The sequence below is a fragment of the Enterococcus ureilyticus genome (assembly GCF_001730315.1).
Taxonomy (GTDB): Bacteria; Bacillota; Bacilli; order Lactobacillales; family Enterococcaceae; genus Enterococcus_L; species Enterococcus_L ureilyticus.
This window is the reverse complement of record NZ_MIKC01000005.1, coordinates 84657-103402: the sequence shown is the minus strand read 5'-3', so window position 1 is coordinate 103402 and position 18746 is coordinate 84657. Positions and strand designations below refer to the sequence as shown.

Genomic DNA, 18746 nt, shown 5'->3' with positions numbered 1-18746 from the left:
GGTCAGGTGTTCACTGACTGTTCAGGGCTTCATGATTTAGTTGGTAGCTAAATCATGAAGTGCTTTTTTTTTATCCTATTCGTTTCTATCTAACTTCCATTTTATAGGAAAACCGTTTTAGGGTCAATAAAGGGTTGGAAAAAAATTACATGAATGAGTATTTTCTAGTACTTTTCATGTGTAAATTATCTCTTTCATTAAAAAGGAAATAACTGTCCATTCTTGTTTTTAATAAAGAGAATAGAATACTAGCTTCCTTGAAGTGGATGGATGAGATGGCTACTGCTATCAAAACAATACCATTATTTTGGTTCTACAGGATATTTCACTGCGTTTTTTTTCATCTTTTCACGAATGATTTGTGGAACATCTAGGTCTAAGTCTGAAGCCAACATGAGTGAATAGATGAGGACATCTGCTAGCTCCTCTTGGATATTTTCAAAAGTGGCTGAGACTGCTTGTTCACTGGAACACCATTGGAAGTTTTCCAATAGTTCTGAGGCTTCTAAAGAAATTGAAATGGCTAAACTTTTTGGGGTGTTATAAGGACGCCAATTCCGTTCATCTCGAAACGCATTTATTTCTTGAATCAATTCATTCATACTTATTCTCCTAACCATTTACATTTTTATCTATTCTAACATAGAAATTTTTGACTGAAATAGTTTCTGCCAAAAATTCAATGATTCTTCCCTTTGAAAAAAGCCAATGCTAGCGTAAAATGAATGGAGTACAAACAAAAAAGCTGTGAGGAGAGAAGCAGTGTTGATAGAACTTGTAATGGTACTGACAGTTTTTACATATGGCAGTAATTTTATTTTATACATGACTCTTAGAACAAAAGAAAAAATCCAAGGAATTGAAAAGTTATCGATCTTTTTTGGTGTGAATATGACGGTTCTGCTTTTAGATGGTATTTTCTTGTTTATTGGTAAAGTCTTATCAGATAGTGGTATAACTGTTTTGGAATAGGTAAATATAAATTTCTGATAACAAATTATAGATATAGTAACCAACAATACAATTTGTAGAAGAAATAAATGATTATTTTTCATGAAAATGAAAAAGATTATGAGCGAATAAAGATGATTTTGGGAACACTAAAGCAGAAGCAGATGAATTGACCGTAGGTAAAAAATATACGGGGAAAATTGATTATGATTCAGATCAAGATCATTTTTTCAGTAAAGTAGATTTAAATAATCCCTATGTGATAGTAACGAACAAACGATTAGTTGTGTTTGAAAAGAGTGAAGACCTAGAAAATCCGACTAATTGGGTTAGCGGAAGAGGAATACGCCAGTATGATGAAAGAAATGGCCGATTCTACGCAACGTGGGAAACGAGCAATCCATCGAATAAAACGTTAACCTACCTTTATTATTGTATGAGATGGGGAAAGGGCGACACTTATGAGCTGGAATTAGTGCCATATAAAAAGACAGCGCCAATCGTCAAAGAAAAAGAAGTCAAGATAAAGGTTGGCGAAAGCTATCAAATCGAAGCGCAAGCCACAATTGGACTACCAGAAGAATATCGCTTAAAGAAAGAAGTGTTCTACGAAAAAAGAAATGACCGAATCGCATTTGGTAAGAACAATTTAGACGAAACAAACCGAATAAAAGAAATAATAGGAGTAGAACCTGGGACGTCATCTGTGACAGTAATCGACGAAATCTCTTATGAGAGAACAGAAATTAATGTGACGGTAGTTTCTTAGAAACAACCATTTTGAACGATGAAAAAATAGTCTATAGTTAAATCTTATTTACTTGAAAAGATTAATCATAGGCTATTTTTTTATTTAGAAATATAAAACTAAGTTGTAACATTGTTCCAAAAATAGAATGTGCATTGTTAAGAATGGGTTTGCTTGGAATTAATTTCCATTTTCTAAAAGAGGCTATAGAATTTACGTGATTAAACTTAGCGAGGGGAGATAGAAAAACTTTTGTTTCTTTTTTTTATTAAAATTTCGGCTAAAAGTCCTATATGAATGACGCAAATTTTCTGATAAGGTACAATAGAAGGAAATAACTGGAGGGTAAAAGAATGGCAAAAATCATGATTATAGAAGATGAAGCAACGATTCGCGAATTGATCAGTGAAGAGTTGCAGAAATGGCAGTTTGATACCTTTGGAACAACGGATTTTAATAATGTTTTAGAAGATTTTCAGCGTGAAGAACCACAATTGGTTTTATTAGATATCAATTTACCTGTGTTTGATGGGTACTATTGGTGTCAGAAAATCCGAGAAATTTCGAAAATTCCAATTATCTTTATTTCAAGTCGCAATACGAACATGGATATGATCATGGCGATGAACATGGGCGCAGATGATTTTGTCACAAAACCATTTCAAATCGATGTGTTGATTGCTAAAATCAATGCTTTACTGCGTCGTTCGTATAATTATTCTGAGGTCGGTAGTGAAATCATGTCCCACAACGGAATTACATTGAATGTGGATAACGGCAGTATGGAAATCAATGGGGAAGTGATCGATTTAAGTAAAAATGAATACCGTCTATTGTATATTTTGATCAAAAAACATGGGAAAATTTTAACGAGAGAAAAATTATTGCGTGCGTTGTGGGAAGATGAACGTTTTGTAGATGATAATACCTTGACCGTCAACATCAATCGGTTAAGAAAAAAAATTGAACAGGCAGGGCTTGAAGGCTATATCGAAACAAAAGTTGGGCAAGGCTATATTGTTCCATAGATAGGAGAAGAAAATGACGATTTATAAGTATTTAAAAGATCATTGGCTTCTGTTGATTGGCTGGCTATTTTTTATTGGAGTGACCTGTTTTATTTTATGGTTATCGCCTGATATGGTTGTGAATCCATCGATCATTGGGTATCTCGTGTTATTACAAGGACTATTTTTACTCTTGTTTTTAACGATCGATTATTCCTTAAAAAAACGGTGGTGGCGCTCATTAGATATTACGGAGCATCCGCCCTCTTTACAACAATACCTAGGAGAAGCGTCAAAATCAGAAGAAAAATTAGTGCAGGATTATATCAATGGCTTGTTAGTGGAGCATCAGCAAGGTATGCAACAAGCAATCAATAATCAACAGGAACAAAAAGATTATATCGATTCATGGGTTCATGAAATTAAAGTTCCTTTAGCAGCAGTCAATTTGATTTTGCAATCGATCGAAGATGATATACCTGAAAAAAAATACTACTTAGTTGAAAATGAGCTGAGCAAAATCGATGAATATGTGGAACAAGTACTTTATTATGCTCGTTTAGACAGTTTTTCTAGAGATTATTTAATTCAGGAGTATTCGCTAAAAGAAATCGTCCAATCTGTGATTCGCACGCAAGGCAATTATTTTATTCAAAAGAATTTACGTTTTTCGATCGAAGGGGATGATCAAATAGTTTTGACTGATGCGAAGTGGGTCGCATTTATCTTCAAACAATTAGTGAGTAATGCCATTAAATATACACCGGCTGGCGGTGAGATTACAGTTACTTTTTCACAGACCAAAGAAGGTGCTTGGTTAGCCTTAAAAGATTCAGGAATCGGAATTCCTAAAGAAGACCAGCGTCGGGTTTTTGACAAAGGCTTTACAGGTGAAAATGGTCGGACAAGTGAACAGCATTCAACAGGTTTAGGACTATATTTGGCGAAAAGCCTTGCAGATAAGTTAGGGCATCAATTGACGATGGAATCAGTTGAAGGAGAAGGTACGACGATTTACTTGTTGTTTCCATTTTTAAGTTATTTTAACGAGCGAAGATAAGCATTAACATACTAAGTAAGGTGCTAATAACGAATAAAAGAATGTTAAAATCTTTAAATGAGAAAAAATCTATCAAAATTTTCCTATCTTATAGTTGTATAGTAAACGCTTTTATTGTTAGACTGAACACATCATACTTTTGATAGGAGTAGATTATGGAAATAGTAGTAGCATTGATCCCAATGTTTGCCTGGGGCAGTATTGGTCTTGTCAGTGGTAAAATCGGTGGTAGTGCGAATCAGCAGACTTTAGGCATGACCATAGGTGCGTTGATTTTTTCAATAGTTGTGTTTTTTGTTGTTCAGCCAGTGATCACTATTCAGATGATCGTGATTGGTATTTTATCCGGTTTATTTTGGAGTGTCGGGCAAAATCAGCAGTTTCATGGTATGAAATATTTAGGTGTGTCTGTAGGATTGCCTGTTTCAACAGGAATGCAGCTGATCGTCAATACGATTGCAGGTGCGGTTTTTTTTCATGAATGGAAAGGTAGTCGGGATTTTATTTTAGGATTTATTGCACTTGGGTTATTGGTGTTAGGGGCGTATTTAACGGCTCGACAAGATGATGACAGCGGTGTAGAAACAACGAATAAGCTATTTGATTTTAACAAAGGGTTACGAGCATTAATTATTTCAACAATTGGTTATGGTGCGTATACGATCATGATCAACGCAGCTGGCCTTGATCCGATGGGAATCATTTTGCCTCAAAGTATTGGTATGGTAATCGGTGCGAGTTTCTTTGCATTTAAGAAGGTTAAGCTGGATCGTTATGTCTGGACGAATATGACTTGTGGTCTGTTGTGGGGGCTAGGAAATATTTGTATGTTGTTGACGATGCGTCAAATTGGTTTGGCAATCAGCTTCTCTCTGTCCCAAATGGGCATTATTATTTCAACTTTAGGCGGAATCTACTTACTTGGTGAGCGCAAGTCTAAAAAAGAAATGAGATATGTCATTATTGGTTGCCTATTCGTTATTTTAGGTGGTATTCTTTTAGGGTATATGAAAGCGTAAATGTCCTATTTACGCTTATTTTTATGAGGACATTTTGCAATGGTTAAGAGTAGAAAATGGATAGATTTATTGGAGGAAAAGTAATGTCGATGTTTCGGAAAAAAGAGCTAACGGCTGTCTCAAGTGAGCCAAGCGCAATGAAAAAGGATTTAAAAACAATGGATCTGATCATGCTTGGGATCGGTGCCATTGTTGGAACAGGAATTTTTGTCGTGACAGGAGTTGCGGCTGAACAATACGCAGGACCTGCGTTGTCGCTTTCATTTTTAGTTGCGGCAGGAGCAATTATCTTAGCCGGGTTATGTTACGCGGAATTTGCCTCAAGGATTCCGGCAATCGGCGGTCCATACGCTTATATGTATGTTGTGTTTGGCGAACTTGTTGCTTGGATGACAGGCTGGTTAGTGATTTGTGAATTCTTTCTAGCTGTTTCTTCTGTAGCTTCAGGCTGGTCAGGTTATGTTCATGGCTTTTTAAATAGCCTTGGTGTAGATTTTCCAAAGGCATTGAGTGGTGCCTACAATCCAGCGAATGGTACTTATGTTGATTTGATCGCGATGCTGGTGCTTTTAGCAGTTACTTTTTGGGTGTCATTAGAAGCCAAAACAGCTTTACGGTTAAATAATGTGATGGTATTTGTTAAATTTGGCATTATTACTCTCTTTTTAATCGTCGGCATTTTTTATGTGAAACCTGATAATTGGCAACCGTTTATGCCGTTTGGATTTTCAGGTGTAGTAAGTGGTGCAGCTGTGGTTTTCTTTGCCTTTTTAGGATTTGATGCAGTAAGCATGACGGCAGAAGAGGTAAAAAATCCTCAAAAAGATATTCCAAAAGGCATCATCGGTTCGATCATTATAGCCACTGTTTTATATGTGATCGTGACATTAGTTTTAACTGGAATCGTACCGTTTGATGCTCTTGGTGTGAAAGACCCTGTCGCATTTGCGATGCGCTTTGTACAGCGCGATGGCGTAGCAGGTGTCATTTCCGTTGGGGCGATTTTAACACTTTTGACTGTGACAATTTCCATGATGTACAGTTTAGCTAGAATTATTTATGCCATCAGTAAAGATGGTTTATTGCCAAAATTTATGAGTAAGATCGATGAAAAAAAACGCACACCGAAAAATGCGACTTATGTAGCTGGGGGTTGCACCATGATTTTCGCAGGGCTAGTCCCAATGGAATTATTAGCCGAGTTGACAAATATTGTGACTTTGATGTACTTGATCGTTATGGCGATTGGCATTATTCGTTTAAGAAAAGTAGCCGGTGATCCTAAACCAGGAGAATTTAAAATTCCTTTTGTCCCGCTTGTTCCTATTTTATTAGTCATCGTTAGTATTGGGTTAATGCTGCAATTACAGGCGGCAACTTGGAAAGCTTTCGCAATAGCCTTGGTTTTAGGCTTTGTTATTTATTTTGCTTATGGTTATAAACATAGTAATGAAGGTAAAATTAAACATTAAACGTCAAAATCAGTGATCGAAAAGGTTGCTGATTTTTTGCTGTCTTTTTTTAGAATAAAGGAATTTTACTGTAAATCGTGATTCGTTTACAGTATAGTGATAGTAAATAATGAAAAAAGGAGAGGATCAAAAGCATGTCCTATCGTATTGAAAGGGATTCTATGGGAGAAATTCAAGTCCCGAAAAATGCTCTTTGGGGAGCGCAAACCGAACGCAGCCGTCAAAATTTTAATATTGGTATCGAAAAAATGCCGATTGCGCTTATTCAAGCCCTAGCACTGGTAAAAAAGAATGCGGCTAAAGCCAATGAAGCAGCTGGGAAGTTAAATATGCAGATCAGTCAAGCAATTCAACACGCAGCAGATACGATCATCAAAGGTGAGGTAGATGAACAGTTTCCGCTCTCTTTATGGCAGACCGGCAGTGGGACTCAAACCAATATGAACGTTAATGAAGTCATTGCTTATTTAGCGGCTAAAACTGGCATGACCGTGCACCCCAATGATCATGTCAATATGTCTCAAAGTTCAAATGACGTTTTCCCCACAGCGATTCATGTAGCCGCTGTTCGGTTGATTGAGCAGCAGCTATTCCCGGTCATGGAGCAGATGATTCAAACGCTGAAAAAACTAGAAACTGAAAATGAAAAAATCATAAAAATAGGAAGAACTCATTTACAAGATGCAACACCAGTGACTTTTGCACAAGAAATCAGTGGTTGGCGTTCTGGTCTGGAACATAGCTATCAGATGCTAGAGTTGACGTTGCATGAACTGAAACAATTGGCGTTAGGAGGCACAGCGGTAGGAACTGGATTAAATGCGTCAAAAGAATATATCCAACTATTTTTTAACTTTTTGAATGAAGAGACAGATAATCAATTTATAGAAAATCCTAATAAATTTCATGCATTAGCAAGCAAGGATGCTGTTGTTTTTACTTCAGGAGCATTAAAGGCGCTCGCTGCTAATGCGATGAAAATGGCTAATGATATTCGTTGGATGGCAAGTGGACCAAGGAGTGGCTTAGGTGAAATCACGATTCCTGCAAATGAACCAGGTAGCTCTATCATGCCTGGGAAAATCAATCCAACGCAATGTGAAGCATTGACCATGATTGGAATCCAAGTCATGGGAAATGATACAACAATTGGGATCGGTGCTTCCCAAGGCAACTTTGAATTAAATGTCTACATGCCAGTAATAGCATATAATCTGCTCCAAAGTATAGAATTGTTGGCCGATGGATTGCGTTCATTTGATCAAAATTGCTTGATCGGAATTAAAGCAGATCAGGAAAAAATGGCTTTATATGTGGAACGCTCGCTGATGCTTGTAACAGCTTTAAATCCTCATATCGGTTATGATAATGGCGCGAAGATCGCGAAAAAGGCTTTCGAAGAAAATACAACGCTAAAACAGGCCGCTCTATCTTCTGGATTAGTGACAGAAGAAGAATATGAACGTTGGGTCATACCAGAACAGATGTTAGGACAATAAATAGCGTTAATTTGGAAAGGAATGGGGAAATTATGGCAGATATTTATGAAGAAGCATTAAAAGCACACGAACAATGGCGTGGGAAAATCGACATTCATTCAAAAGTAACAGTAAAAACAAAAGAGGCCCTATCTTTAGCTTACACACCAGGAGTCGCTGAACCATGTAGAAGAATCCATGAAAATCCAAATAAAGTCTACGATTATACGTGGAAAGGGAATACTGTTGCAGTCGTAACGGATGGTACCGCAGTTCTGGGTCTAGGTGATATTGGTCCTAAAGCTGCATTGCCAGTTATGGAAGGGAAAGCCTTATTATTTAAAGAATTTGCTGGAATCGATGCGATCCCAATTTGTCTAGATACGAAAGACCCAAAAGAAATCATCAATATCATCAAAGCTATGGCTCCAACATTTGGCGGTATCAATCTAGAGGATATCTCCGCTCCACGCTGTGTAGAAATCGAACGGACATTAATGGAAGAGTTGGATATTCCTGTGTTTCATGATGATCAGCATGGTACGGCCATCGTTACGATTGCGGCATTGATCAATGCGCTAAAAATCGTTGGTAAAAAAGTCGATGAAATAAAAGTAGTTGTATCAGGAACAGGCGCAGCTGGTAGCGCAATTATAAAAATGTTGCATCATTTTGGCGTGAAGAAGATCATCGCATTTAATATAGATGGTGCATTATCTAAAACGCTGGACAGACCGCTGAATTTCTTAGAAAAAGAAATTATTGAAATCACGAATCCTGAAAATTTTAGCGGTTCTTTAGGAGAAGCGATGGTTGGAGCTGATGTGTTTATCGGTGTTTCTGCGCCTAAATTAGTCTCAAAAGAAATGGTCGCTTCAATGAATCCAAGTGCTATCGTATTCCCAATGGCGAATCCGGAATCAGAAATCGATTATCAAGATGCGATCGATGCAGGTGCGGCAGTTGTTGGAACCGGTCGTTCAGATCATCCAAATCAAATCAATAATGTCTTAGCTTTTCCAGGCTTGTTCAAAGGGGCATTTGTCGCGGGAGCCACGAAAATCACTGAAAACATGAAACTAGCGGCAGCAAAAGCAATTGCAGAAATCATTCCTGAATCAGAGCTTACAAGTGAGTACATTATTCCTTCACCGTTTAATCAAGAATTAGTGGATGTCATTATACGTGAAGTTGCTGCAACTGCAGTACAAGATGGTGTTATTAGAAGAAGATAGATAAAAAAGACAAAAAAGTTCTATCTATTGTTTTTTGCAAAATAGGTGGAACTTTTTTATCTAGAGAAAATAACAGGATTTCTAGTTCAATAAAGCCAAGTGTGGTATACTATTTAGGAGTAATTTCAAGAGAATGCTAGAAGGAGGATGTTTCTACATGTCAGAAAAAGAAACATTTTATATCACCACCCCGATTTATTATCCAAGCGGACAACTACATATCGGCAATTCTTATACAACGATTGCCTGTGATGCGATGGCCCGTTACAAACGTTTGATGGGCTTTGATGTATTTTACTTAACAGGTGTGGATGAGCACGGACAAAAAATTGAAAATAAAGCCTCGGAATTAGGCGTTACACCAAAAGAATATGTCGATAAAATGGCGGCAGATGTTCAAAAGTTATGGAAAACGCTTGATATCAGCTATGATAAGTTTATCCGTACAACAGATGATTACCATAAAAAAGCTGTTCAGCAAATTTTTAATCGCTTATTAGCACAAGGTGATATTTACCTTGGTGAATATGAAGGCTGGTATTCTGTGTCAGATGAGGAATACTTTACTGAAACACAACTAGCTGAAGTGTATCGTGATGATGAAGGCAAAGTGATCGGTGGTAAAGCACCTAGTGGGCACGATGTTGAATTGGTAAAAGAAGAATCGTATTTCTTTCGTATGAGCAAATACGCGGACCGCTTGTTAGCATATTACAATGAACATCCAGAATTTATCCAACCAGAATCACGTAAAAATGAAATGATCAACAATTTCATCAAACCTGGTTTAGAAGATCTGGCTGTCTCACGTACAACATTTTCTTGGGGAATTCCTCTATCGAATGATCCAAAACATGTTGTTTATGTATGGATCGATGCATTATCAAATTACATTACCGCATTAGGCTACGGCTCAGAAGATGACAGCTTGTTTAAAAAATATTGGCCGGCAAATGTTCACATGGTCGGCAAAGAAATCGTTCGTTTTCATACGATTTATTGGCCAATCATGTTGATGGCGTTAGAATTACCACTACCAAAGAAAATTTTTGGACATGGTTGGTTATTGATGAAAGATGGAAAAATGTCTAAATCTAAAGGAAATGTTGTTTATCCTGAGATTTTGGTCGACCGTTACGGCTTAGACGCATTACGTTATTATTTATTGCGTGCGATTCCATTTGGAAGTGATGGCGTCTTCACACCAGAAGATTTTGTTTCTCGTTTAAACTACGATTTGGCGAACGACTTAGGTAACCTTTTAAATCGTACGATTGCAATGATCAATAAATATTGTGAAGGACAGGTTCCGACCTATGCCTCAAAAGTAACGCCTTTTGATAGTGAATTATCTACAACTGCGGCAAATGTAATCGGAAAATATCATGAATCAATGGAAAAAATGGAATTCAATACGGCAATTGCTGAGGTTTGGACATTGATTTCACGTGCCAATAAATATATTGATGAAACACAACCATGGGTTCTAGCAAAAGATGAAGAAAAGAAAAATGAATTAGATAGTGTGATGGTCCATTTAGCTGAAAGTTTACGGATTGTAGCGATCCTTTTACAACCAGTGATGACTGAAACACCCAAAAAAATCTTTGAACAATTAGGGTTAGATTCGGAAACAATGAATATGGAAGCCATCCATTTTGGTGAGTTTCCAACAGATATTAAAGTTGTTGCAAAAGGGACCCCAATTTTCCCTCGTTTAGAGATTGACACGGAAGTTCTCTACATTCAAAAGAAAATGGCGCAAAACGCCCAAACAACGACAGAAGAAATCAAATGGAATCCAGAAGAAACAGAGCTTATTTCAACGAAAGAAAAAGAAATCAAGTATGAGGATTTCGACAAGGTAGAATTAAAAGTTGCTGAAGTCATTGATTGTAAAAAAGTCAAAGGTGCAGATAAATTATTACAATTCCGCTTAGATGCTGGTGATGAACAAGATCGTCAAATCCTTTCTGGAATTGCTGAATTTTATCCAGACCCAAGTGCATTGATCGGTAGAAAAGTCGTGATTGTAGCGAACTTAAAACCAAGAAAAATGCGTGGTCAGATCAGTCAGGGAATGATTCTTTCCGCTGAATCACCAGAAGGTAAACTACAGATCGTTGACGCACCGAAAGATATGCCGAACGGGGCAAGCATTGCCTAATTAAAACAGTAGAACATATAAAGAAGAGTAACAGCCTCTATGCTAAGAGTTATCTTACATAGAATTAGCTGTTTCTTTTTTTTTAATTATTTACAAAAAGGCAAGGATGATTTTATATAAATATAAGCAAAAAAATAATATCGATAAAAATTATATCAAATAAACTTATTTTATTGTATCATTATGATAGAACAAAATAATTGAATTGGAAATAAGGAGAATGTTGGATGAAAGTGAAAAAGTATCTGTTGGGGATCATCACAAGTGTAGTGATTTTGTTATTAGCAGCATGTGGATCAGATCCTAGAAAAGAATTTACTAATACCATGTTTAGCTCTAAAGGACAAGAGTATAATGCAGCAAGTTTTGAAATGAAGATCAAGGATTTAACGTATGATGGGGATGAAGGCGGCGCCTATGTCAAAATGTTTGCTAGTCAACTGAAAGATATGAGTATTGATGGAAGCTATGCGGTCGATGAGAAAAAAGATACGGTGGAAATGGAAATTACAGCAAATTTGTTTGGTGAAAAATTACCATTCCAATTCGTCGGAAATAAAGAGAACTACTATATGTCTACTAGTTTTGTCTCTGGATTGTTGGATTTAGCCAATTCATTTGGTTATCCCTTTGAGCTTAGTAAAAGCGATTTGAATAAACTAAAAGGAAAATATATTGATATTGCTGAAGCTGGTGATACACTTTCATCAGGTGAATTAGACAAGAAAACGAAGCCATTGAAGGATAAAACTTTTGTAAATATGGAAGAGTCCAAAATGGGAAGCGAAATGAAAAAATTAATTGAAAGCTTCGATAAAGATTCGTTTAAAAAAGATAAGGATGTTATCACACATACCTTTACTAAAAAAGAAATTATTAGAATGATGGAAAAAATCGATGAAGTTGCCAAAGAAGACAAAGACTACAAAAAATCAGATGATGCGATAGAAATGAAAGATGCCATCAAATCACTGAAAAAAGACATGGACAAAATGGATATAAAGGTCAGTATCAATCAAAAAACAAAAGCCTTTGATACAGAAATTGCTATTGCAGCAACTGATGAAGATGCAGCGTCCATGACTATGGTCATGGCAATCTCAGTAAAACCACAAAAAAATAGTGCAAAAATCAAAATACCAAGTAAAAAAGAAATCATCAGCCAAGATGAGTTGGAAGAAATTTTAGCAGAGATCACTGGAACTATTTCGGACGATTCGGATTTCGAGTTAGAAGATGATATATATGATTACAGTGATTTAAAAGATGATCCAGATATGCAAGAGCTGATCGATGCTCAATTAGATGCAATGATCGAACAAATCGAAGCCAATCCAAGTGCCGTCACCGAAGCAAAAGCTAATGAAGCACGTGAAGAGGCGAAAGAAATTTTCAACGACAAACAAATGAAAAAATTAAATGAAGCACTAGACAAAGCGCTAGAAGCGGGAACCATTTAAAAGATCATAAATAAGCGGTAGCTTCTACAATCAAATCAGTGATTTGATTTGTACAAAGCTATCGCTTTTTCTATTACGATAGAACGGTCATTGTGTAAACGATCAGGGGACAGAAAATTTACTTGAGTAACTAGAGTTTCAGTTCAAAGGAGGAGTACGATGTGTATTTTTTGCGAGATATCGGATTTTGTTTTAGAAAATGAATTAGCTGGAGCATTTTATGATAAATTTCCTGTGAATGAAGGACATTTGTTGATCATACCTAAAAATCATAGAAGTGACTATTTCGATTTATCACAAGTGGAAAAACAAGCAGTCGAGGAACTGATTCAAGCAGGGAAACAACTACTAGAAAAAAACTATCAACCCGTAGGATATAATATTGGGACCAACTGTGGTGTATATGCTGGTCAAAGTATTATGCATTGTCATATCCATCTAATTCCTAGATATGTTGGCGATCTAGAGAATCCTAAAGGCGGAGTAAGAGGTGTGATTCCTACAAAACAAAATTATTAAAATAGGAGTGAAGTAGCATGCTTTTAAAGGAAGTAACGTTATTAGATGAACAGATGTATTCAATTACGAAATGAGTTGACAGAGGAGAGATTACAAAAATGGTTCCGTGCTATTGGGTTGAGTTAAACGGCCAAAATAAACAGCACTTCCTAAGTAAAAGTGCTGTTTATTTTGGCTGTTTATGCCTATCATCAACTAAAATCTTAATTTTTTATTTGATTTAAATTTGTGGAAACGAGCGGGTAAAAGCATGATCAAAATCGCATAAGGAACACTGATGATCGACCAAGCCAAAGTTCGGCTCAAGCTATTGTATTTATATAACCAGTTTAATAAAAAATGTAGGCCTAAGATACCAAGAGCTACAAAAGTTAGAACAGCATAGTGCGACTCATTTTTTATGGCAAAGCGAAAAATACTACCAATCAGCGGGACCAAATAAAAATAGGCACTCGTCAATGAAATACGCCAACTTTTAGCAATCGTTCCAAGATTGATCAAAAAAAATACAATGGATAACACAATTCCTAGTGGTGGAAAAAATGCAACCAAGGTGGCATAAATAGCTCCCCATAAAATCATCAAGGGTCCCTTTACAATTGCTGCAATCACAATAAAAAGAGCAATCAGCAGAAATTGCTGTGTCATCGTTCCATAGGCCAATAAACCGAACAGAATCAATAAAAGCCAATGCCAAACTGTATTAACTTGAGGCTTCCTCTGGATCGTAACATTTTTTTGAATCGTTGATTTCAGAAAGTCAGAATCTTCGAAGAAATTTTTCAAAAGCACTCACTCCTATCAAATTGAAAATTAGACTGGAATTAAGTTTACTGCTGAATAGATAAAAAAACATCGGGCTAAAGTCGGTTGTTTTAGCCTGATGTTTTTAAGAATTCATTAAGTAGCATGGATTCGTTTTTAATATTACTTAGAGGCAAGCAACTCAGAAATCTCCCCGATATAAGGTAGAAATACCTGTTTCATCCCCCGAGAAATTGCTGTATAAAGAATTTTCTTCTCTCTTTCAGTTGTCCCATAACGTACGGTAGAAGGATCGTGGATGATCACATTATCAAATTCAAGCCCTTTTGCCATATCAATCGAAAGAATTAGGGCATCAAAAGCACTATTTTTTTGTAGAAGCTGCTGTTTCAATAATGCTGCTTCGGACGCTGTTTTGGTAATCACTACAGTATCTTCTTTCTGTGCCAATGAATCTAAAATAGAAATAAGAGTATTTAGATAACTCGCTTCATCTTTACATGAAATAAAAGTCGGTTTTTCGCCATCTTTTCGGATAGAAACAATCTTGAGTTTCTCATGATTTGTCACTAACGTTTGGAATAGCTGTGTAATTTCTTTGCTTGAGCGATAGCTATTCAATAATTGATACGAAGTAACAGAACGACTGGAAGCGGATAACAACTCTTTCAGTGCCATAAAGCTGATCGATGTATTAAAAATCGCCTGATTTTCATCTCCAGCTAAAGTAAAGTTCGCTTGCGGGAATAATTTAAGCAATAAAAGAATTTGAGCTTCAGTATAATCTTGTACTTCATCTACCAAAATAAACGCCATTTGTCGATTCGATAAATCTTCAATAAATGTATCTTTGAGCAATAACAAAATTACGACTTCATCTGCCGTATAGGCGGTCGTTACTCGTTCATACGTCTCTTGCTGATACTGTTGATACAATGCTTCAAAAAGTAACCATTGATCAAACCAAGTAAAATCAGCAATCGCAGTCACTACTTTGCGGTATTTTTGTTGCAATCGTTGAAGGGCAAATTCTGCTAATTGTTCCTCATCTTCTTCTGTAAAAGTCATGTCAAAATAGCGTAATTGTTCTGCTTCAGTTAAGTCTTGCATCTGATCAATCATTTGTTTCGATTTCGCTTGCTTGATCAAATAACGATTCCACAAACTTGAAAGCTTTTCCTTTGTTGCAGAAAGTCGATCTCTGATCGATAAATTCGTTGGGGTTTCTTGATATAAACCAAAAATCAATTCAGCAGAAAATAGTGTTTTTCGTTTGAATAAAATTGGTTGGAATAGCGATTGTTGAATGAGAGATGCATCTTGAAAATATTGAATGAAGTCCACAAATTTCTGTGACTGAATCACTCTTTGTTTGGTAGCGACTTGTTCAGCAGTGATTCGTTTAAAATAAGCTGATTCACTTTCAATGGGTGCTTTTTCCCGAAAGGTAAATTTAAGAAATTGCAGCAACGTCAAATTCATGGGATTCCGCTCCCCTAAATTTGGCAATACTTGAGAAATATAGTCAATAAAAGTTGAATTAGGAGAAAGCAGTAAAATATCATCGGCAGTGATTTTAGTCCGATGATTATAAAGTAAATAAGCAATCCGTTGCATGATTGCAGACGTTTTCCCACTGCCGGCGATGCCATTGACTAAAAGCAAGGGATGACTTTCATCACGGATGATCTCATTTTGCTCTTGTTGAATCGTCGTCGTGATATCTTTCATATATTGAGAAGAATCAGCCTCAAGTGTATGAAGTAAAATATCATCCTGAATCGCAAGGCTGGTATCAAAAAAGTTGATCAAACGATCTTCTTCAAGGATCAATTGTCTTTTCAAATTTAAGGTAACAGGAATTTCATTGTTGCTGACATGATAATTGCTGTCGCCTAAAACATTATTGTAAAAAAGAGAAGCAATCGGTGAACGCCAGTCGTAAATTCGTGATTCTCCATCCAAATTGGTAAAATCATTCATGCCGATATAAAAAACGTCACGATCCGCACCATCATCTAAAAAAGTCACATCGATTTTTCCAAAATAAGGGACTTGAAGTAGGCGTTCGACTTTTTCTAATTGTTTAGCCGCAGTTGCCTGCTGCAAATTTAATTGATCGATTTCTCTATTTTTCATTTCCATTACGGCAAATGTCTCTAAGTTATCAGAATAACTGTCGAAATTTAGTTTAGTATCACCGCTAAATTGGTCTAATACTGATTGTCCTGTCATATTAACATCATCAATAGCGGTTTGATAGACATCTTTTGCTTGGGTCAATTCCTCGTAAACTTGGTGCAGATGCTGGGTTTCTTGTGTAAGCTCGTTTGACATAGGGGTTCCTCCTGACATAAATTGCCGTGACCGAATAGTATAAGCTATTTTGTTGAATAAAGCAATTATAAGAAGCTGATAATTTATCAGTGCTGTCCATTCAGATTTTGGTTAAAATGTGATAAAGTATAGAAGACAGAGGAGGGGTTTACTTGATTTTTGATTCTCATACCCATTTAAATGTAGAACAATTTAATGAAGATATTCCAGAAACAATTCAACGTGCGAAAGAATTAGGTGTAACGGAGATGGCGGTGGTTGGTTTTGATACACCAACGATCGAAAAATCTCTGGAGCTTAGCCAACAATATAAAGAAATCCAAAGTATTATCGGATGGCACCCAACAGAAGCAGGGAGCTATACACCTGAAATCGAGAAAAAAATTCAGCAATTATTAACCACGCCTAAAGTAGTCGCACTTGGCGAAATCGGTTTAGATTATTATTGGATGGAAGATCCAAAAGAGGTTCAAGATCGTGTGTTTCGACGTCAAATCGCAATCGCCAAAGAAATGAATTTACCAATCAGTATTCATACACGGGATGCGATGGAAGACACATACAAGATTTTAAAAGAAGAAGATATTCGTGATATTGGCGGAATCATGCATAGCTTTAGTGGTGACCCTGAGTGGATGGCAAAATTTTTAGAAATGGGCATGCATATTTCTCTAAGTGGCGTTGTAACGTTCAAGAAAGCTTTAGAAGTGCAAGAAGTAGCCAAAGCAGTGCCGTTAGATCGTTTATTAGTCGAGACTGATGCACCGTATTTAGCACCTGTTCCCTACCGAGGCAAACGTAACGAACCAGGCTATACCCGTTATGTAGTAGAGAAAATCGCAGAATTACGAGAAGTCCCATTTGAAGAAATTGCGAAGCAAGCAACTACGAATGCTCATCGCTTATTTAGGTTAGATAAATGACAGACAAATTGAGAATTGAAGAAATTATTGTCGTTGAAGGAAAAGACGATACCAGACGTATCCAAGAAGTTGTGGATGCTGATACGATCGAAACGATTGGCTCAGCAATCAATGAGGATATTCTAGAACAAATCGAGCATGCACAAGAAACACGCGGCGTGATCATTTTCACTGATCCAGATTTTTCAGGTGAAAAAATTCGTAAAACGATCATGGAAGTTGTTCCCGATGCCCAGCATGCGTTTCTCTCACGACAACTTGCTGCCCCTAAAAAAAGAGGGAATAGCTTAGGTGTGGAACATGCCAGTGATGAAGCGATTTTAGAAGCACTAGAAAAAGTAGTGACGCCTATTATTGAATCAGATGATTACCAAGAAATAGCTAGACAAACCTTGATCGAATATGGTTTAATAGCGGGAGCTCGTGCAAAAGAACGTCGTGAAAAATTAGGAGATGAATTGCGCATTGGTTATACCAATAGCAAGCAATTGACCAAACGCTTGAAAATGTTTCGTATCACAGAAAAAGAATTGATAGAGGCAATGCATAATATAAACGAATTACCTAGTGAAAAATCGGAGGAATCAATTTGACAGAGTACAAAGAAATCGCCACTCCTTCAAGAACCAAAGAAATTTTGAAGAAACATGGCTTTTCATTCAAAAAAAGTTTAGGACAAAATTTTTTAACCGAACCAAATATTTTACGCAAAATCGTTGAAACAGCAGGAATCGATACCCATACTAATGTAGTAGAAGTAGGTCCTGGTATTGGGGCTTTAACAGAACAGCTAGCCAAAAACGCAGCCCAAGTCTTAGCTTTTGAAATCGATGATCGCCTGATTCCTGTTTTAGAAGAGACAATGAGTCCGTATCAAAATGTCACAGTTGTCCATAATGATGTACTAAAAGCCGATTTAGTCGGTACAACCAAAGAAGTTTTTAAAGAAGAGCGTCCAATCAAAGTTGTTGCCAATTTACCTTATTACATTACAACACCGATCATGATGCACTTTTTAGAATCTGATTTAGATGTCCAAGAAATGATCGTTATGATGCAAAAAGAAGTCGCAGATCGAATCTCAGCAAAACCCGGAACAAAAGCTTATGGCTCGCTATCAATCGCAGTCCAGTACTTTATGGAAGCAAGTATCGCGTTTATTGTACCGAAAACGGTCTTTATCCCGCAACCAAATGTTGATTCTGCCATCATCAAATTAACTAAACGTGACAAACCAGCCGTTGAGGTAACAAATGAAAAAGAATTCTTCAAATTAACAAAAGCGTCTTTCCAGTTACGTCGTAAAACACTATGGAATAACCTGATCCATTACTATGGTAAAGATGATGAGACAAAAGCATGGTTAACCCAAAGCTTATCCGAAGCGGAAATTGACCCATCACGTCGTGGTGAAACATTGTCATTAGAAGAATTTGGACGTCTAAGTAATACATTGGAAAAAAATCGTTAACTCTGTACTAAGCAAAAAGAGAGTGAGAAAAGTTGATAACTTTTCTCACTCTCTTTTTGATAGTAGACGTATAGAAGTCTATCGAAATAATTTATTTTAACTTTATGTAAAATAATTGCTTTCAGTTATTGACT

General features: G+C 36.6%; 17 protein-coding genes. 14 read left to right on the top strand and 3 right to left on the bottom strand.

What is annotated here, in order from left to right; translation table 11 throughout:
• Window positions 1-302: 302 nt before the first annotated feature.
• The gene (locus BCR24_RS04275) at window positions 303-602 is read right to left on the bottom strand and encodes a nucleotide pyrophosphohydrolase (RefSeq protein ID WP_069639330.1); all 300 of its coding nucleotides are present in this window, start codon (window positions 600-602) and stop codon (window positions 303-305) included.
• Between the two features lie 163 nt (window positions 603-765).
• Here BCR24_RS04275 and BCR24_RS04270 point away from each other — a divergent pair, with 163 nt between their 5' ends.
• The 11 genes from BCR24_RS04270 to BCR24_RS04220 all read left to right on the top strand — a co-directional run bounded on the left by BCR24_RS04270 (window position 766) and on the right by BCR24_RS04220 (window position 13116).
• Window positions 766-972 (top strand): hypothetical protein, encoded by a 207-nt coding sequence (locus BCR24_RS04270; RefSeq protein WP_069639355.1) that lies wholly within the window; start codon window positions 766-768, stop codon window positions 970-972.
• Window positions 973-1120: 148 nt separating this feature from the next.
• Window positions 1121-1720, top strand: coding sequence for a hypothetical protein (locus BCR24_RS04265; protein ID WP_069639329.1), 600 nt, complete (start codon window positions 1121-1123; stop codon window positions 1718-1720).
• Window positions 1721-2052: 332 nt separating this feature from the next.
• Entirely contained in the window at window positions 2053-2727 is a 675-nt protein-coding gene (gene sapR / locus BCR24_RS04260) for a two-component system response regulator SapR (protein ID WP_069639328.1), read from the top strand.
• A gap of 13 nt (window positions 2728-2740) precedes the next feature.
• Window positions 2741-3766 carry a two-component system sensor histidine kinase SapS gene (gene sapS / locus BCR24_RS04255; RefSeq protein ID WP_069639327.1) on the top strand — a complete coding sequence of 342 codons (1026 nt, stop codon included), beginning with the start codon at window positions 2741-2743 and terminating at the stop codon, window positions 3764-3766.
• 155 nt (window positions 3767-3921) lie between these two features.
• Window positions 3922-4785 carry a GRP family sugar transporter gene (locus tag BCR24_RS04250; RefSeq protein WP_069639326.1) on the top strand — a complete coding sequence of 288 codons (864 nt, stop codon included), beginning with the start codon at window positions 3922-3924 and terminating at the stop codon, window positions 4783-4785.
• 83 nt (window positions 4786-4868) lie between these two features.
• Window positions 4869-6257 (top strand): amino acid permease, encoded by a 1389-nt coding sequence (locus tag BCR24_RS04245; protein ID WP_069639325.1) that lies wholly within the window; start codon window positions 4869-4871, stop codon window positions 6255-6257.
• 134 nt (window positions 6258-6391) lie between these two features.
• Entirely contained in the window at window positions 6392-7756 is a 1365-nt protein-coding gene (fumC, locus tag BCR24_RS04240) for a class II fumarate hydratase (protein ID WP_069639324.1), read from the top strand.
• A 32-nt stretch (window positions 7757-7788) separates the two neighbouring features.
• Complete coding sequence (locus tag BCR24_RS04235; RefSeq protein WP_069639323.1) at window positions 7789-8970, top strand: NAD(P)-dependent malic enzyme; 1182 nt, start codon at window positions 7789-7791, stop codon at window positions 8968-8970.
• 157 nt (window positions 8971-9127) lie between these two features.
• On the top strand, window positions 9128-11137 hold the full coding sequence (metG, locus tag BCR24_RS04230) for a methionine--tRNA ligase (RefSeq protein WP_069639322.1): 2010 nt from the start codon (window positions 9128-9130) through the stop codon (window positions 11135-11137).
• Window positions 11138-11364: 227 nt separating this feature from the next.
• Complete coding sequence (locus BCR24_RS04225) at window positions 11365-12597, top strand: hypothetical protein (protein ID WP_069639321.1); 1233 nt, start codon at window positions 11365-11367, stop codon at window positions 12595-12597.
• 159 nt (window positions 12598-12756) lie between these two features.
• Window positions 12757-13116 (top strand): HIT family protein, encoded by a 360-nt coding sequence (locus tag BCR24_RS04220; protein WP_069639320.1) that lies wholly within the window; start codon window positions 12757-12759, stop codon window positions 13114-13116.
• A 195-nt stretch (window positions 13117-13311) separates the two neighbouring features.
• Here the strand turns inward: BCR24_RS04220 and BCR24_RS04215 are convergent, their stop codons facing one another.
• Both BCR24_RS04215 and BCR24_RS04210 read right to left on the bottom strand, forming a co-directional pair.
• Window positions 13312-13902 (bottom strand): hypothetical protein, encoded by a 591-nt coding sequence (locus BCR24_RS04215; RefSeq protein WP_069639319.1) that lies wholly within the window; start codon window positions 13900-13902, stop codon window positions 13312-13314.
• A gap of 141 nt (window positions 13903-14043) precedes the next feature.
• Window positions 14044-16218 carry a HelD family protein gene (locus tag BCR24_RS04210; protein ID WP_069639318.1) on the bottom strand — a complete coding sequence of 725 codons (2175 nt, stop codon included), beginning with the start codon at window positions 16216-16218 and terminating at the stop codon, window positions 14044-14046.
• A 152-nt stretch (window positions 16219-16370) separates the two neighbouring features.
• On the opposite strand from BCR24_RS04210, the gene BCR24_RS04205 reads away from it, so the two are divergent.
• From BCR24_RS04205 to rsmA, 3 genes are read left to right on the top strand one after another with little or no spacing between them, the layout of a single operon-like run.
• Entirely contained in the window at window positions 16371-17141 is a 771-nt protein-coding gene (locus BCR24_RS04205; protein ID WP_069639317.1) for a TatD family hydrolase, read from the top strand.
• On the top strand, window positions 17138-17734 hold the full coding sequence (gene rnmV / locus BCR24_RS04200; protein ID WP_069639316.1) for a ribonuclease M5: 597 nt from the start codon (window positions 17138-17140) through the stop codon (window positions 17732-17734). Before BCR24_RS04205 ends, rnmV begins: the two co-directional genes overlap by 4 nt.
• A complete protein-coding gene (gene rsmA, locus BCR24_RS04195) occupies window positions 17731-18612 on the top strand; it encodes a 16S rRNA (adenine(1518)-N(6)/adenine(1519)-N(6))-dimethyltransferase RsmA (RefSeq protein ID WP_069639315.1) in 882 nt (293 codons plus the stop codon). Before rnmV ends, rsmA begins: the two co-directional genes overlap by 4 nt.
• Window positions 18613-18746: the final 134 nt, after the last annotated feature.

Excerpts from the sequence above, each read along its gene's own strand:
- BCR24_RS04245 (WP_069639325.1), top strand. The coding sequence starts at position 4,869 with ATGTCGATGTTTCGGAAAAAAGAGCTAACGGCTGTCTCAAGTGAGCCA.
- fumC (WP_069639324.1), top strand. The coding sequence starts at position 6,392 with ATGTCCTATCGTATTGAAAGGGATTCTATGGGAGAAATTCAAGTCCCG.
- BCR24_RS04210 (WP_069639318.1), bottom strand. The coding sequence starts at position 16,218 with ATGTCAAACGAGCTTACACAAGAAACCCAGCATCTGCACCAAGTTTAC.
- sapR (WP_069639328.1), top strand. The coding sequence starts at position 2,053 with ATGGCAAAAATCATGATTATAGAAGATGAAGCAACGATTCGCGAATTG.
- metG (WP_069639322.1), top strand. The coding sequence starts at position 9,128 with ATGTCAGAAAAAGAAACATTTTATATCACCACCCCGATTTATTATCCA.
- BCR24_RS04225 (WP_069639321.1), top strand. The coding sequence starts at position 11,365 with ATGAAAGTGAAAAAGTATCTGTTGGGGATCATCACAAGTGTAGTGATT.
- BCR24_RS04235 (WP_069639323.1), top strand. The coding sequence starts at position 7,789 with ATGGCAGATATTTATGAAGAAGCATTAAAAGCACACGAACAATGGCGT.
- BCR24_RS04275 (WP_069639330.1), bottom strand. The coding sequence starts at position 602 with ATGAATGAATTGATTCAAGAAATAAATGCGTTTCGAGATGAACGGAAT.
- sapS (WP_069639327.1), top strand. The coding sequence starts at position 2,741 with ATGACGATTTATAAGTATTTAAAAGATCATTGGCTTCTGTTGATTGGC.
- BCR24_RS04220 (WP_069639320.1), top strand. The coding sequence starts at position 12,757 with ATGTGTATTTTTTGCGAGATATCGGATTTTGTTTTAGAAAATGAATTA.
- rnmV (WP_069639316.1), top strand. The coding sequence starts at position 17,138 with ATGACAGACAAATTGAGAATTGAAGAAATTATTGTCGTTGAAGGAAAA.
- BCR24_RS04250 (WP_069639326.1), top strand. The coding sequence starts at position 3,922 with ATGGAAATAGTAGTAGCATTGATCCCAATGTTTGCCTGGGGCAGTATT.